Origin of the sequence: Cellulophaga sp. L1A9 (genome assembly GCF_009797025.1) — a bacterium.
Taxonomy (GTDB): Bacteria; Bacteroidota; Bacteroidia; order Flavobacteriales; family Flavobacteriaceae; genus Cellulophaga.
Map to the genome: position 1 here is coordinate 3,376,789 of NZ_CP047027.1, position 15,155 is coordinate 3,391,943.

Sequence of the window (15,155 nt, forward strand, 5' to 3'; positions counted from 1 at the left end):
TACTTATTCTTCAATGATTTTGCTTTATTTGCCGATGTGATGTTTATGAATACGGCTAAAATCTTTTTTTAAGCTTATATTTTCTATTTTTGAAACACGTTAACAATTCCTAATGAGTACATTTTTAGATAATCTCTATAAGAATCAATCTTTAGTATATAAATATTTTATCTATATACTCTCCACAGTACTTATTGTTTTCTTCTTTCCAAAAGGTGGAAAGTTTAAATATGAGTTTCAGAAGGGAAAACCATGGCAGTATGAAAACTATTATGCTCCCGTAGATTTTTCTATAAAAAAATCAGATGATGAGATAGAAAAAGATAAAGCAGCGATAAAAAATAGACAAATTCCCTATTATTCTTATGATAAAGAAGTTGCTAAAGGGGTTTATGATGCCTACTCCTCAGAATTTAATAGGCTGATAGATGGTCTGTCTGAAGTTCCTAAAAATAAGGATCAGCTTTATGTTGTTGGAGAGAATATTTTAAATGTTTTGTATAATAAGGGGGTGGCAAGTGATGTAGCGATAAAGTCAACATCAAACAGTTTAAACCTTATTAAAAACAATGAAGAAATTAGGATTAATAGCAATCAGCTTTATACAAAGGAAGATTTAGACAGTTTAATTAGTACTGTTCTTAAAAAGAATAGAATCTCCAGTTTAAATAAGGAATACCAGAGATTGTTCTATGAGATTGTAGAGCCAAATGTATTTTATGATAGTGAATTATCAAAAAAAGTATTAGAAGACGCTTATTCTAAACTTTCCTATACACGGGGAACAGTGGATCAAGGAAAACTAATTATTGCTAAAGGGGAGGTTGTTGAGGCTGAAAATTATAAAATACTTTCCTCTTTAAAGAGCGAATACGAATCTGATTTATGGACCTCAAATAACTATTATTTTATATTATTTGGATACTCAGTTCTTGTGGCATTGGTTTTAATGATGCTGTTGCTTTTCTTGAAAAAATATAGAAAAGATATCTATAGGAACAACACCAAAGTTACTTTTATCTTTTTCAATATTCTATTCATGGTGTTCGTAACAACTTTAGTTGTTAAGTATAATGAAGCCTACGTGTTTGTAGTTCCCCTATGTATTTTACCCTTAATATTAAAAACCTTTTTTGACGCCCGTTTAGGGTTATTCGTGCATGTCTTAGCGGTGCTGATTTTAGGTTTTGTAGTGCCCAATAGCTTTGAATATGTTTTTTTACAAATCATCACAGGTATCGTCACTATCTTAACGGTTTCAGAATTATATAAAAGAGCTAATCTTTTTATTTCCGTAGGACAAATTATATTAATTTATGTGGTTGGGTATTTTGCTTTTCATATCATTCATGAGGGGAATTTAGATAACGTACAATGGTTGGTTTTTGGCTTGTTTTTATTGAATGGGATGATTACTTTATTTGTACAACCCTTAATTTATATCTATGAAAAAGTATTTGGCCTAGTTTCTGATGTTTCTCTATTAGAATTATCAGATACAAACTCTAAGCTGTTGAAAGAACTTGCCAATAAAGCACCAGGCACATTTCATCATTCATTGCAGGTTGCTAATTTAGCAGAAGCTGCGGCAAATGAAATAGGTGCTAATGCAATGCTGGTTAGGGTAGGAGCATTATATCATGATATTGGGAAAATGAATAACCCAACGTATTTTACAGAAAATCAAATAACCAATGTTAATCCGCATGATGAATTAGCACCTATAGATAGTGCTAAAATTATTATAGATCATGTTATTGGTGGTATTGAGCTTGCTAGAAAAAATAATCTTCCAGACCGTATAATAGATTTTATACGTGTACATCATGGAACTACACTTGTGTATTATTTTTACAAAAAACAACAAGAAATAGACGATCAAGTAAATGAGCAAGACTTTAGGTATCCTGGACCTACACCATTCTCTAAAGAAACCGCTATTTTGATGATGGCAGATTCTATAGAGGCTGCTTCCAAAAGTTTAAAAAACCCTACTTTTTTAATTATTGATGAATTCGTTGATAAAATTATAAGTGGGCAAATGAATGCCAAACAGTTTTTGAATGCCAATATTACTTTTAAGGAAATTGAAGCAATAAAGAAGGTGATGAAGCAAAAACTGACAAATATTTATCATCTAAGAGTCGAGTATCCAGAGTAGTATAAAATAGTTTAAAAAAAAGTAAAAAAATAGTTGCGATATCGTATTCTAAAAAGTACATTTGCAACCGCATTTTTAATGTGTGATATTTGAAATTATTGGAGAGGTGCCTGAGTGGCCGAAAGGAACGGTTTGCTAAATCGTCGTACATCAAAAGTGTACCCAGGGTTCGAATCCCTGTCTCTCCGCTTTTTTTAAATAAAGAATAGAGATAGTGTTAAAACTATTCTCGGGGTGTAGCGTAGCCCGGTTATCGCGCCGCGTTTGGGACGCGGAGGTCGCAGGTTCGAATCCTGCCACCCCGACCAAAACCTAGAAATAGGCCCTAGTATAAACACTGATGATCTTTTGATTGTCAGTGTTTTTTTGCTTTTAGATATATGCTACTTTCTAATAAGCAAGGAGCTAAGGGTTCATGATCAATTGATCCGCAAAAAGCAACCTAATTGTTTTCCTTCTTTCGAAAAGTTTTTTTGGTGTGTAGATTTCTGTCCATCTGTTTTATTGCGCATACAATTTTAAATACGCAATTATTTTATACGTTATAAACTTTTGAAAATCGACCATTATTTAACCCGTATTCTTCCCATTTAAACAGACCAAATTAATAGAAAGAAGACAGCATGATCTTTATCATTTAACATGATCAAACTATAGTATAATTTTAGTAAACAACTGTGCTAAAATTATATAAGATGAAAGCAAAAGAAAATGTACTTAAAAAATTGTCAGAAATTCATAATCGGATGCTAAAAGCTGAGGATCTTAAAAAAGTGCATATCAATGGAGTAAAAGCACAGTTTCGTAATAGCGCAATTAATTTGGTTGATTATTTAGCTTTGCGTTCAGAAAATATTGAGCTACTTCAAAAACAACTTCATACTATGGGCTTGTCATCCCTTGCTAGCAGCGAGAGCCATATAAAGACTCAAGTTATTAATGTTATGGAATGGCTTGGCTACGAAAAAACGACATCTTATGAGCTAAATGCCACTACGGGGTTTAAGCAATTACATCAGAATATAACCACACTGTTAGGAAAAGGGAGAATAGGTGATGCGCCGCCGATAATGGTTACGTTTAGCAAGGATTTTGGAGAGGACTTTCAATTGATGTGCAAGCTGTTGGAAAATGGTATGCAGGTAGCCCGAATTAATTGTGCCCATGATGATGAATTGATCTGGAAAAAAATGATTGAAAATCTTAAAAAGGCAGTGGCTAAAATGAATTTGCCGTGTAAACTTTATATGGATCTGGCCGGTCCTAAAATACGGACACAAATTATTAACAAAAAAAATAAACAGGGCAAATTAAAAGTAGAATTAGGTGATAAAATTACGTTGACTGATACCAAGCAAAAAGGGGTAAAGGGAGAAAAAATAATACGATGTACGCTGCCGGGTATTGTAGAACAATTAAAACCAGACCAGCGTGTTTATTTTGATGACGGATTATTTGAAGCCGTGGTACAGAGCGTTTCTGGTGTGCAGGCTATTCTTGAAATTGTTCGTATTTCTAAAAAGAAACCGGTCATTAAAAGTCAAAAAGGTATAAATTTTCCAGATACCATATTTCGTATAAACCCCATTACCGATTATGATGAGAAGTGTCTGCCTTTCATTGTTCAGTATGCAGATATGATCGGCTTTTCATTTGTAAACAATGCAGCGGATATGAAGGAATTGCAAGAGCGGTTGAGTCGGTTAAATAAACCTGAACTTCCCATCGTGGCAAAAATTGAAACCAACCAAGGGGTAAATAATCTTCCCGCTATTATTTTACAGGGAATGCAGCATAATCTAATAGGCATTATGATTGCTAGGGGAGACCTCGCTGTGGAAATTGGTTTTGAAAGAATGAGTGAGGTACAAGATGAGATTCTATGGATTTGTGAAGCAGCACATACACCGGTAATATGGGCTACCCAAGTATTGGAAAGTATGAATAAGCATGGATTGGCTACTCGTAGCGAAATAACAGATGCTGCACACGCTGCTGAAGCTGATTGTGTCATGATTAACAAGGGCGGACATACCGTAGAAGTGCTTAAAACATTACAAAATATATTAAGTAGAAGCCGTAAAAATAATTTCAAAAATAGACGACTTTTTAGAAAGTTGTCTATTGCAGCGCAATTTATCTTAAAGGAGAAATAATAGCACTCATATATGACAACATTCAACGATACCCTAGATATAATAGAACATACGTATTCAAAAAAAGTGGATGATATTGCAAAGCTGCTTGATGTAAATCTAAAAACAGGATTGCAAGAAAGAAGTATTAATGGCAGGATTGCAAAATATGGCTTAAACAGTTATACGGAGCAAAAGCAAAAAAGTATTTTACTCATTTTGTTTGCGCAATTTAAAAGTCCGATAATCTTATTATTGGTAGTAGCCGCTGGCTTCTCTTTTTTCTTTGAAGATTGGTTAGAAGGGTTTTCTATTATTGCTGTAATTTTTATTACTGTAGTGTTGGGTTTTATTATGGAATTACAAGCCCGTAATTCTATGAAGGCATTAAAGGAAATGGATGTAAAGGTTTCAAAAGTTTGGCGAGATAATTCCCTTAAAGAAATCCAAGCAGAAAGAATTGTACCTGGAGATGTGCTGGTATTAGAAGCGGGTGATATTGTAATGGCTGATGCAAGATTAATAGAGGTAAATCAATTTGAAATTGATGAATCGGCACTTACAGGTGAATCATTACCGGTTGAAAAAAGGATTGAAGTTATAAAAAATAAAGTGCCTCTTGCAGACAAAATTAATTTAATATTTAAAGGTACATCTGTTGTAAAAGGCAATGCCAGAGCCATTGTTACAGGTACAGGTATGCATACAGAATTAGGGAAAATAACCCATATGGTTGCTACTGCAAAGCAGGACAATACTCCACTAGAAAAGAAGATACAAGGGATCACAAAAATATTAATGGTGGTTACGGCTGTATTTGCAGGTATATTTATAATAACAGGATTGCTGCAGGGTAAACAGTTTTACCTTATTGTAGAAACGGCATTAGCATTGGCTGTGGCAGCTATTCCGGAAGGACTACCTGTGGTAAGCATAATAGCACTTACTTATGGCATGTTGCGCCTGGCAAAGAAGAATGTACTCATAAAAAGACTGGCATCTGTTGAAACACTTGGCGGCGTTAATATTATTTTTACGGATAAAACGGGCACGCTAACAGAAAATAAAATTGATGTAAACAAGTTGATGTTTTTTGATGAAGACATACCGATAGCTAAAAAAGGTGATGATAGTAGCATTGCAATTAACAAAAATAAAGAGGCCTATGAAAAGTTAATACTCATCTCTATTTTATGCAATAATGCTGCAAGTGAACAGAAAGAAAATAAGAAAAAATATTTAGGAGATCCTATTGAAATAGCACTATTACAATTTGTAAATACAAGCAAAGTAAATGTGGAAGCTATAAACGAAACATATCCCCGTATAGCAGAAGAACCCTTTAATTCTGAAACAAAATTAATGGCAACTTTACATAAAAATGATGCCGGCAACTTTGTAGCAGCAAAAGGGGCTGTAGAAAAATTAATAGATACGTGTAGTTTTTATAGTGCAGGCGATAGGGTAATCCCTTTAACAGCGGCAGCAAAAAAAGACTTTTTAAATAGAGCAGAAACTATTGAGGCACAGGGATCAAAAGTATTGGCATTTGCTTTTAAGGAAGCTGCCAATATCCCTACTACTAATTTTTTATCTGGCTTAACGCTTGTTGGTTTAATAGGGTTTTTAGACCCTCCCCGAATGGAAGTTGTGGATGCGTTACAATCATGTAGGAACGCGGGCATTAAGGTTATTATGATAACAGGAGATCATCCAGCAACAGCTCTTAATATTGCTGAAAAAATAAAGCTATCAGAAAAAGATAATGTTGTTATCAATGGTAAAGAATTAGATTCTAAAATATCAGAAAAGAAATTATTTGCTGCAACTATTTTTGCAAGAGTTACGCCAAAGCAAAAGTTAGCTATGGTAAGTTTTTATCAAAAACATGGTAGTATTGTGGCAATGACGGGCGATGGGATAAATGATGCTCCTGCGCTAAAGAAAGCAGATATTGGTATTGCTATGGGCATACGGGGTACACAGGTAGCAAAAGAAACCGCGGCAATGATTTTAAAAGATGATTCTTTTACATCTATCGTGGCAGCCATTATGCAGGGTAGGGTAATTTTTAAGAACATAAAGAACTTTCTAATGTATCTGCTTTCTTGCAACCTTAGTGAAATATTTATTGTGTTTTTTTATGGATTATTAAATTTTCCGTTCTCCGTACTTCCACTACAAATTCTCTTCCTTAATTTGGTCACAGATATTTTTCCGGCACTGGCTTTGGGCCTTGGTAAAGGCAATGATTTAATTATGAAAATACCACCACGAAATCCGCAGCAGCCTATTATAATTAAAAGAGATTGGTTTACTATAAATGTGTATGCGGTATTATTGGCATTGCCTATTCTACTGGTAACTTGGTATTGTAGTCACTATTTAAAGTACGATGCAAAATTATGCAACAACATTACCTTTTTTAGTCTTGCTTTATCGCAATTATGGCACGTTCTAAATTTACCTTCCCGTAAAATATCATTTCTAAACAATGAAATTACCCGTAATAAATTTACCTGGGCAGCCTCATTACTTTGTATTAGTATAATGGCTGTGTTTTATTTTGTTAGTCCGCTTAACAGCTATATAGGGCTTCAGCAATTGAGTATAGACACGTGGTTAATAATAACTTTAACGAGCATTACGCCAGTTATTTTAATTCAACTTTTTAAAAGGATTTTTAAGATTATTGATTAAGATAAAAAAATAGTAGCGATACCATATTAAAACTGGGACAGCGGGAAACAAAGAAAATTCGTACAGGAAGAGACGCTTTATCTAATTTTAAGAATAATTATTAGCTTATTATCGGGGACTAAAGCTAAAAACATGACAATAGTCATTTCTTAGAAATGGAGTCCACTATATATTTGTTGAAACCTTATATGAACCCTTTCAACATAAAGATAATCTGCGCATCATTTTTGCCTAATTATAGCCGCTTAATTTTATTAACTCTTATATGGGAAGGAGTTCCTTGCTTTTTGTTTAAATTTAGATACTTACCCTTGAATCTATGATAGATAACTATAAAGACAGTGAGCTTTTTAAGGGGATATTTGAATCTTCTGTAGAAGGTATTTTGGTAGTAGATCCCCAAGGTCTTATTATTAAGGCTAATCCTTCTGTTGAAAAAATGTTTGGTTACGAACTAGGGGAACTCGTGGATAAAAAAGTGGAAGATCTTATTCCGCACCAGTATGGAAAATCTCATGAGAAGCATAGAAAATATTTTGCAAATAGTCCTGCAACCAGAATCATGGGTAAAAGAGAAAATCTGTCGGGACTTAAGAAAGATGGATCACAAATACCGTTAGAAATAAGTCTAAGTCCTACCAAAATAAATGATGAAGATTTAATTGTAGCCTTTATAATAGACATTACGGCTCGTTTATTGGCGCTGAAGAAAGCTGCTGTGAATGCAGAAAAAATGGATGAAGCCCAAAGTCTGGCACATATTGGCAGTTGGGTATGGAACCTGCAGACTAATCAAAAAAATTGGTCTGATGAGTATTATAGAATATGTGGTTTAAAACCGGGAGATGAGTTACTTACCAATGAAAGTGCTTATCAATTTATTCATCCAGAAGACCAGCAGGGTGCTATAGATGCTGTAGACTTTGCAATAAAAAGCCATACTGCATATTCGAATAAGAAAAGACTGATTAGAACGGATGGTTCGGTAAGGCATATATTGGCTCATGGAAAAGCATCCTATGATGCTAATGGTATGCCTTTAGAATGGTTTGGAACCATTCAAGATGTTACAGATCAAATAGCCACAGCACAAAAACTTGAAGAAAATTCCGCAAAGAACAAAGCGTTGTTAGAGGCATTACCAGATATGATGTTTATTTTAGATTATGAGGGTAAATTTATAGATTGTTACACTCCAGATCCAGAAAAGCTATTTGCCCCTTCTGCCACTTTAATTGACGGGTATATAGATAAATTATTACCTGCTCATATTTATGAAGCAGTACGTCTAGGAATGGATAAAACCATTGAGAGTAAGGAGCTTCAGTTTGTAGAATATGATTTTGAGGATGAAAAGGGTAGACAATTTTATGAAGGTAGAATTGTTCCCATGGCTAAGAATCGACTTTTAACCATTATAAGAGATATAACCGCAGAGCGGGCGATAGAGGATATTCTGTATGTTCGCAACCGTGCTTTGGGAGCAACTGCCAGTGGAATTGTTATTTGTGATGCTCGTCTACCAGATCTACCCATTATCTATGGTAATGAAGCCTTTATAAAAATGACAGGGTATGAAAAGATAGATTTTATGGGTAAAAATTGTCGTTTTTTACAGGGGGATGATGAAGATCAGAATGAAATTAAACTCATGGCTGCGGCTATTCAAAAAGGAGAAGATTGCCGTGTGGTATTGCGAAACTATAGAAAAAATGGTTCTTTATTTTGGAATGATGTAAGTATCACACCGATATATAATAACAAGAAAATACTAACGCACTTTGTGGGGGTGCAAAATGATGTTACCACTCAAAAAATAGAAGAGTTTTTTAAAATAGGACAATCTCATGTTATGGATATGATCATTCAGCATGAACCTTTGAAAAGCATAGCGTATAAGATTATAGAAACGATAGAAACGGCCATTCCAAATTGCCAAGGCTCTATTCTTTTGTTGGATAATGAAACGGGTAAATTGCAGAAATTAGCAGCACCAAGCCTCTCAGAAACGTATACACATGCTATAGAAAAGATGTTTATTGGACCTAAATGTGGATCTAGTGGCACCACAGCATATTTAAAAGAAGAGCTTATAATTTCAGATACGCTTAATAATCCTTTATGGGATGCCTTTAGAGAATTGGCATTAAAAGATAATATTAAGGCTTGTTGGTCCTTTCCAATATTTTCATCAAATAAAGAATTATTGGGAACCTTTGCTATTTATTTACCTATTAGTAGAAGCCCACTTGCTACTGAAAAAGAAATTATATACAACATAACACAGGCGATAAGTGTGGCTATTGACCAACATAATGAAGGTGTTGCTTTAAAAAATAGTAGGGATGAATTAACGATTTATGCTGCAGCTTTAGAAAATAAGGTAGCAGAACGTACTGTAGAATTGAAGGATATCGTTCAGAAATTGGTAGAGTCTAATTTAAATTTTGAAGATCAAATTCAGATTACAAAGACCGCTGAAAATAATGCCATTGCTAGTCAAAAGTTATTGGATACGATTTTTAAAAATTTTCCAAGAGGGTTTGTTGGTGTGGTAGATCTAGACTTATCTGTGGTGTTTATTGAAGGGGAAGATTTAGATGTAGTTGGTTTTAGAGATGCGATTCAAGTAGGGATCAAAATTGATGAATTAAGAAAGGTCCCAATTGAGCTAAAGAAAAATGTCAAAAAAAATGTACTGAAAACATTGAATGGAGAACATTGTTCTTTTGATGTTAAAGTTCGTGGTATTTCTTATTTAGTAAACACGACGCCTTTGTTTAATGAAAAAAGTGAGGTGATACAGGCATTATTGGTTTACAATAATATTTCTGATCAAAAAAGAATAGAAGTCGAAATCCGTAATACATTGCAAAAAGAAAAAGAGCTCAACGAACTCAAATCTCGTTTTATTTCCATGGCCTCTCATGAATTTAGAACGCCATTAAGTACTGTACTTTCTGCTACGAATCTTATTGAACGCCAAAATGAAGCAGGTCAAGAAGAAAAAAGAATAAAATATATAAGTAAGATAAAGTCTAGTATAAAAAACTTAGTGGGTATACTCAATGATTTTCTGTCGCTGAGTAAATTAGAAGAAGGAAAAGTCATAGCGGAGCCTATTTTATTTGATTTTGTTGAATTCTCAGATGCTTTAGTAGAAGAACTTCAAGGCATTAAGAAAATAGGTCAGGAAATAGCCATTGTCTATAGTTCATATAGTATACAAGTGCAGCTAGACCCTAAACTATTAAGACACATTGTCTATAATTTATTAACCAACGCGATTAAATATTCTGAAGAGAATACAAAAATACTCCTAAAAATAAGTACTAAGGATACAAAACTTTTAATTGAAGTTACCGATCAGGGTATCGGAATACCTGATGAAGATCAAGGCTATTTATTTCAACGTTTTTATCGCGCAAAAAATGCGACCAATTTTCAAGGTACTGGCTTAGGATTGAATATCGTAAAACAATACGTCCTCTTAATGGAGGGGGATATTAGCTTTCAAAGTAAACTTAATCATGGCACAACTTTTATTGTAGAACTCCCTTTAAATCTATCGAAATATGAAAAAAATACTACTTATTGAAGACAATCTTGATGTTCGCGAAATGACCGCAGAAATTCTTGAACTTGAGAATTATAATGTGGCTACTGCAGAAAACGGTAAGATTGGTATAGAAGAAGCAAAATCATTTGCACCAGATCTTATATTATGTGATATCATGATGCCCATAATGGATGGTTATGAAGTCTTTAAGCAACTCAGTGAAGATCATACGACGGCTAGTATTCCATTTATTTTCTTAACAGCTAAATCTGAAAAATCAGACTTTCGTAGAGGAATGACTATGGGGGCAGATGATTATTTAACCAAACCTTTTGAGGCGCAAGATCTAATTGAGGCTATAGAAGCAAGACTTAAAAAAACTTCTTTTTTACGTAAAGAATTTTCAAGAAATGTTCAAGGCATTACTGAATTTATCAAAGAAGCTTCAAAGTATCAAAATCTAAAAGATCTACCTGAAGAAAGAGATTTAGTTGTATACCATGTGAAAGAAGAAATTTATTCAGAAGGAGCAATTGCTCAAAATCTATATTTTATTCAGAGCGGAGAAGTTAAAACATATAAACACAATGAAAATGGTAAAGAATATGTGACGGGGATGTTTAAAGCTGGTGATTTTATAGGGCAGCTTTGTGTCTTAGGTAATTCAGGAGTGTATACAGAAACAGCCGTAGCACTTAATGATTGTGAGGTATGTTGTATTCCAAAGAAAGATTTTACGCAACTTTTGTTTAACAATAAAGAGGTGTCAAACAAGTTTATTGAGATGGTATCCAACAATGTTTTACATATGCAAAATCAATTAATGGGCATGGCTTTCGATTCCGTTCGGAAAAGGGCGGCAACTGCATTGTTAGAACTGTATGATAAAGGGCTTATAAAAGATGATGACTTAGGGATTAATATTTCTAGAGAAGATTTTGCAGGATTAATAGGTACTGCTACAGAAACGGCTATACGGGTACTTTCTAGCTTTAAAGATCAAAGTTTAATTCAATTGGGACAATCTCGTAGAATTATTCTTAAAGATAAAAAATTGCTACAGCAGGTTGCCGATTTTGGATAAGATATAGATAGGGGCGTATTATGGTTTTCGGCGTAATTTATGGAGCCAGTTTAGCCCTTTGTTCAGCGCAAAATCTATTACAAATTGTTTCGTATTAAAACGGGTGGTTTCCATTATTTGTTTTAGGTTGAGGTTTTTTCTGGTGCTTTTTAAATTATATGTTAAGCTTTCTTTTGCAATTTCTTTTCGAAGGCGCAAAATTTTTAATTCATCATCTATTTCAGAAAACGAGTTATACTTTTTTTTCATGTTCTATCGAAATAATATTTTGAGAATTTTCGTAATATGGGTCTGTTGAGTATGGTTCTAAAAATATAGCATGCAAGAGCAACTAACATATAAAAAGCACCTAAAATTAAAAATCCAGCATAGAAATTACCCATTGCTTCGTTAATCGCAAATGCAATTCCAAAGGATACCATGAGCAGAGCAAGAAAAACTATAGCGCCTAAAACCAAGGATTGGCTTATCATAGTAACTGAGCCCATTAAGATTTTAAAAATTTTGAGTTTGTAAAACTCTTCACTGGTTTCAATGTAAGACCTCATATCAATTTCTATATCAACGTGGTCTTTTTTTAATGCTTCAAATGCCATAGTACATTATTTCTGTAGTTGTGCGTTTTTCTTTCTAAGATCTTCTAGTTTGTGCTCTAAAGTAGCAATAATATCATCTGCCTTATAGCTCATAGAACTAATAACTTCCTCTAATTTTTGTTCAAATTCTACTTTCTTTTCGTTTGCTGTTTTGTTAAGCTCTTCCTTGGCATGTGATACGCGATCCGTTAAATCGTGTTTTGCATTCAAAGCTTTGTCTTTAATTTTGTGTCTTGTGTCAATACCTTTTTCAGGTGCATATAATATTCCAATACCTGCACCAATTGCAGCTCCTGTTAATAATGCTAGAAGTACATTTCCATTGTCGTTTGCCATGATTTTTATTTTTAATTGAATTAAATGTCTACAACAAAGTTAACCTAGTTATTTTTTTTACATCATGACTTAGGTCAGGCATATTGAAAATATCTTCTTATAACTTAGCGGAAGAGAATGCACCGACCTACAGCCGCAAAATCTCTAAATTTTTTGTATGATGAACATCCCAAAACCAGAACATAAACAAGTTTTCCTAAACGCATACATTCAAATTTCAGAATTAGAAAACGCTCTTAAATTGATTCGTGAAATGGGATTTGATAAAATGACCCTATCGGTTATTGGTAATTTAGGAGATAACTATATAGACGATCCTAAAGGTTTAGAGTTTATAGAGAATAAGCTACGTCTTTTTTTTAAAGAATTATTAGGACAAAATACTGACTTTGATACTTTTTACAATCCCGAAATGGGGCGTTTGTTTGTCGCCGGATTTTTAGTTTCAACATTCCTTAACCCTGTAGGTAAAAGAGCTATTGGCGTCTTGTCTGGAGGACCTTATGGAATATTAAGAGGGCTTGGGGTAAGTGAGGAAGAAGCAGGAGCTAGTGTTAAAAAGTTAAATGAGGGTACTTATTTTATAGTGGCTAGGGGAGACCGTTTGGATATTGAAAAGTTGAAAAATAAATTAAGAAATTAAGAAAAAATGGGGCTTGTATTATGCTCAATACTATTTTCAAGGGCAATTTAGGAGTTCTTTTAATCTGTATTCTAATTAAATAAAAGAAAGTATGGACACACTAGAATATTATGGGAGTAAAAAAGGATTTAATGTATTTGTTGCAAGTACATTTTTAGACTTAACCCAGTTTAGAAAACAAAACAATCAAGTCTTATTTAATAACTTATTACTAAAAGATCTGTATCAAGTTAAGCGCTATATCACGAAAAGATTGGCAACTGCACTTACCAAAGGGAGTCTGCCAAAAGGGAAATACAAGGTAGATGATTTTATGGATCAGCTCTTTATAGTGGTCTATGATAATTTTGATGAGGTAAAAAACAAAGAAGATCTTCATTCCTGGTTGTTTAATAAAGTGAATGAACTTTTGACGGAAACCATTATTGAAGAAGAATTTGAAGATTATTTTATAAAGAATATTGATGATTATTCTCGTCCAGAATGGGATGAAATGGAAGAGAAATTTAGTACCGATGGAGGTGGAGATTATGTGATGATTGATGAATTAGATGATATCTCTTATCCAAAGAATGATTATGTGTTAAATCATGTTTTTGTTGAAGATAATAAAAAAGAACTCATGGATGCCCTTGATAAGGAATTGGGAGAAGAGGCCCTCAAAAGACATACCGATATGGTCTTGCATTATCTGCCACTGGCAATGCGAAATGTTTTTGAACTTGCTACTGAATATCAATTTTCTATCCGTGAAATAGCCATAATTCGAAATCAAAGTATAGCAGAGGTAAAAGCGCTTTTAGAAAAGGCACGTAAGAATCTTGAAGCTAGCCTTTTTAATAGATACGATTTGGCGTAGCGACAAAAATTATAGGGGTCATCATAATGAAAATCTATTTAAACGTAGCACACTGATTATGAGAAATCTATAACACAAACAAGTTTATTTAAATTATAGCGATATGAGAACAAAAACAGTAAACCCAAAATCCGAAATATTAATTGGAGCAGGGTTAGACGTTCTTCATTTTGAAAGTGAGGAATGGTTAAGCAACATTGCTTTTTATAAAGAAGAGACTGCTTTTTTTGCAGATCTTCTGAAGAAAACGAAGACAACTGATGCTGCCCAAGAAGCCTATAGTCAGATTCTAAAAGATTTAGATGCAGTACATGAAGAATTGTTTGATTCCTTATCAAATGATATTGCGAATCATGAAAGATTGCTCTCTCGTTTGGAATTGGGTGAACGTGGTTTGTCAGATGCGGACTATAGAGAAAAACACAGACAACTAAACAACAGAATGGAAAGTTTTATTAGCACTTTTCGCCAGTTTAAAATGTTGGTGTTTAACTATGTAAAAAATGCTAATTCTTCAAACTAGACCAGTTAGCGTTATCAATATTTTGTATATAAACACTACTACAAGGTTGGTATACTACAGTATTTAGCCGAAGAAGTTGAGTTTGCCATGGACAAAAAGGAGCGCTTAAAAATCTTTTAGACTTATTTATATATGCTGTAACATTCACCACATTAAAAACTAATTCTATGATGCAAATCTCTATTTATCAACAAGAAAACAGAACCGCTGATACCATTGACAATTTTATGGAATTCTATTATGGTTTGCGCATGCATTTTTTTGCAAGTGACCTATTATATCAAGGCCTATCACCTAAGCAAATTAGTGATGCGGTAACAAAGGCAATGAGTATAGCCAAATCTTCTAAACTGAATTTACGAGAACATTTTAGACCTGTATTTAGTAGTATGGCTAATGAGGTTATTAGCGATTGTAAGTTATCTCGTCTAGGATATGGCCTTGTGCTATTAAATGCAGAAACGAAACTTTCAGTGGTGGGAGAGTGGCAACTTAAAGTATTGGAGCATTTCTTAGGAAAAATTTCTTAAGGTAATTCTCTTTTTTAATTTATTCACAT

General features: G+C 33.7%; 12 protein-coding genes and 2 tRNA genes. 11 read left to right on the forward strand and 3 right to left on the reverse strand.

The genetic code is table 11. The annotated features are described in order from the left end of the window. The first annotated feature begins 112 nt into the window (after nucleotides 1-112). The 7 genes from GQR94_RS14890 (at nucleotide 113) to GQR94_RS14920 (ending at nucleotide 11,639) form a co-directional block, all read left to right on the forward strand. On the forward strand, nucleotides 113-2,161 hold the full coding sequence (locus GQR94_RS14890; protein ID WP_158976426.1) for an HD family phosphohydrolase: 2,049 nt from the start codon (nucleotides 113-115) through the stop codon (nucleotides 2,159-2,161). 100 nt (nucleotides 2,162-2,261) lie between these two features. Continuing rightward, a tRNA-Ser gene (locus GQR94_RS14895) sits at nucleotides 2,262-2,349 on the forward strand. Nucleotides 2,350-2,391: 42 nt separating this feature from the next. Continuing rightward, nucleotides 2,392-2,469: transfer RNA gene (locus tag GQR94_RS14900), tRNA-Pro, on the forward strand. A 387-nt stretch (nucleotides 2,470-2,856) separates the two neighbouring features. Next, complete coding sequence (locus tag GQR94_RS14905; RefSeq protein ID WP_158976428.1) at nucleotides 2,857-4,317, forward strand: pyruvate kinase; 1,461 nt, start codon at nucleotides 2,857-2,859, stop codon at nucleotides 4,315-4,317. A 12-nt stretch (nucleotides 4,318-4,329) separates the two neighbouring features. Next, on the forward strand, nucleotides 4,330-6,996 hold the full coding sequence (locus GQR94_RS14910; RefSeq protein WP_158976430.1) for a cation-translocating P-type ATPase: 2,667 nt from the start codon (nucleotides 4,330-4,332) through the stop codon (nucleotides 6,994-6,996). 319 nt (nucleotides 6,997-7,315) lie between these two features. Then, the gene (locus GQR94_RS14915) at nucleotides 7,316-10,594 is read left to right on the forward strand and encodes a PAS domain S-box protein (RefSeq protein ID WP_158976432.1); all 3,279 of its coding nucleotides are present in this window, start codon (nucleotides 7,316-7,318) and stop codon (nucleotides 10,592-10,594) included. Next, the gene (locus GQR94_RS14920; protein ID WP_158976434.1) at nucleotides 10,572-11,639 is read left to right on the forward strand and encodes a response regulator; all 1,068 of its coding nucleotides are present in this window, start codon (nucleotides 10,572-10,574) and stop codon (nucleotides 11,637-11,639) included. Before GQR94_RS14915 ends, GQR94_RS14920 begins: the two co-directional genes overlap by 23 nt. A gap of 18 nt (nucleotides 11,640-11,657) precedes the next feature. Here GQR94_RS14920 and GQR94_RS14925 read toward each other — a convergent pair whose 3' ends face one another. From GQR94_RS14925 to GQR94_RS14935, 3 genes are read right to left on the reverse strand one after another with little or no spacing between them, the layout of a single operon-like run. Further along, a complete protein-coding gene (locus GQR94_RS14925) occupies nucleotides 11,658-11,888 on the reverse strand; it encodes a DUF6327 family protein (protein ID WP_158976436.1) in 231 nt (76 codons plus the stop codon). Then, the gene (locus GQR94_RS14930; protein ID WP_158976438.1) at nucleotides 11,885-12,235 is read right to left on the reverse strand and encodes a hypothetical protein; all 351 of its coding nucleotides are present in this window, start codon (nucleotides 12,233-12,235) and stop codon (nucleotides 11,885-11,887) included. Before GQR94_RS14930 ends, GQR94_RS14925 begins: the two co-directional genes overlap by 4 nt. A 6-nt stretch (nucleotides 12,236-12,241) precedes the next feature. After that, nucleotides 12,242-12,571 (reverse strand): YtxH domain-containing protein, encoded by a 330-nt coding sequence (locus tag GQR94_RS14935; RefSeq protein ID WP_158976441.1) that lies wholly within the window; start codon nucleotides 12,569-12,571, stop codon nucleotides 12,242-12,244. A gap of 157 nt (nucleotides 12,572-12,728) precedes the next feature. Between GQR94_RS14935 and GQR94_RS14940 the strand changes: the two genes are divergently transcribed. The 4 genes from GQR94_RS14940 to GQR94_RS14955 all read left to right on the forward strand — a co-directional run bounded on the left by GQR94_RS14940 (nucleotide 12,729) and on the right by GQR94_RS14955 (nucleotide 15,126). Then, nucleotides 12,729-13,214 carry a hypothetical protein gene (locus GQR94_RS14940; RefSeq protein ID WP_158976443.1) on the forward strand — a complete coding sequence of 162 codons (486 nt, stop codon included), beginning with the start codon at nucleotides 12,729-12,731 and terminating at the stop codon, nucleotides 13,212-13,214. A gap of 91 nt (nucleotides 13,215-13,305) precedes the next feature. Next, nucleotides 13,306-14,073, forward strand: coding sequence for a sigma-70 family RNA polymerase sigma factor (locus GQR94_RS14945; protein WP_158976445.1), 768 nt, complete (start codon nucleotides 13,306-13,308; stop codon nucleotides 14,071-14,073). Nucleotides 14,074-14,176: 103 nt separating this feature from the next. Beyond that, complete coding sequence (locus GQR94_RS14950; protein WP_158976447.1) at nucleotides 14,177-14,596, forward strand: hypothetical protein; 420 nt, start codon at nucleotides 14,177-14,179, stop codon at nucleotides 14,594-14,596. A 167-nt stretch (nucleotides 14,597-14,763) separates the two neighbouring features. Then, entirely contained in the window at nucleotides 14,764-15,126 is a 363-nt protein-coding gene (locus GQR94_RS14955; protein WP_158976449.1) for a hypothetical protein, read from the forward strand. The last annotated feature ends 29 nt before the right edge of the window (nucleotides 15,127-15,155 follow it).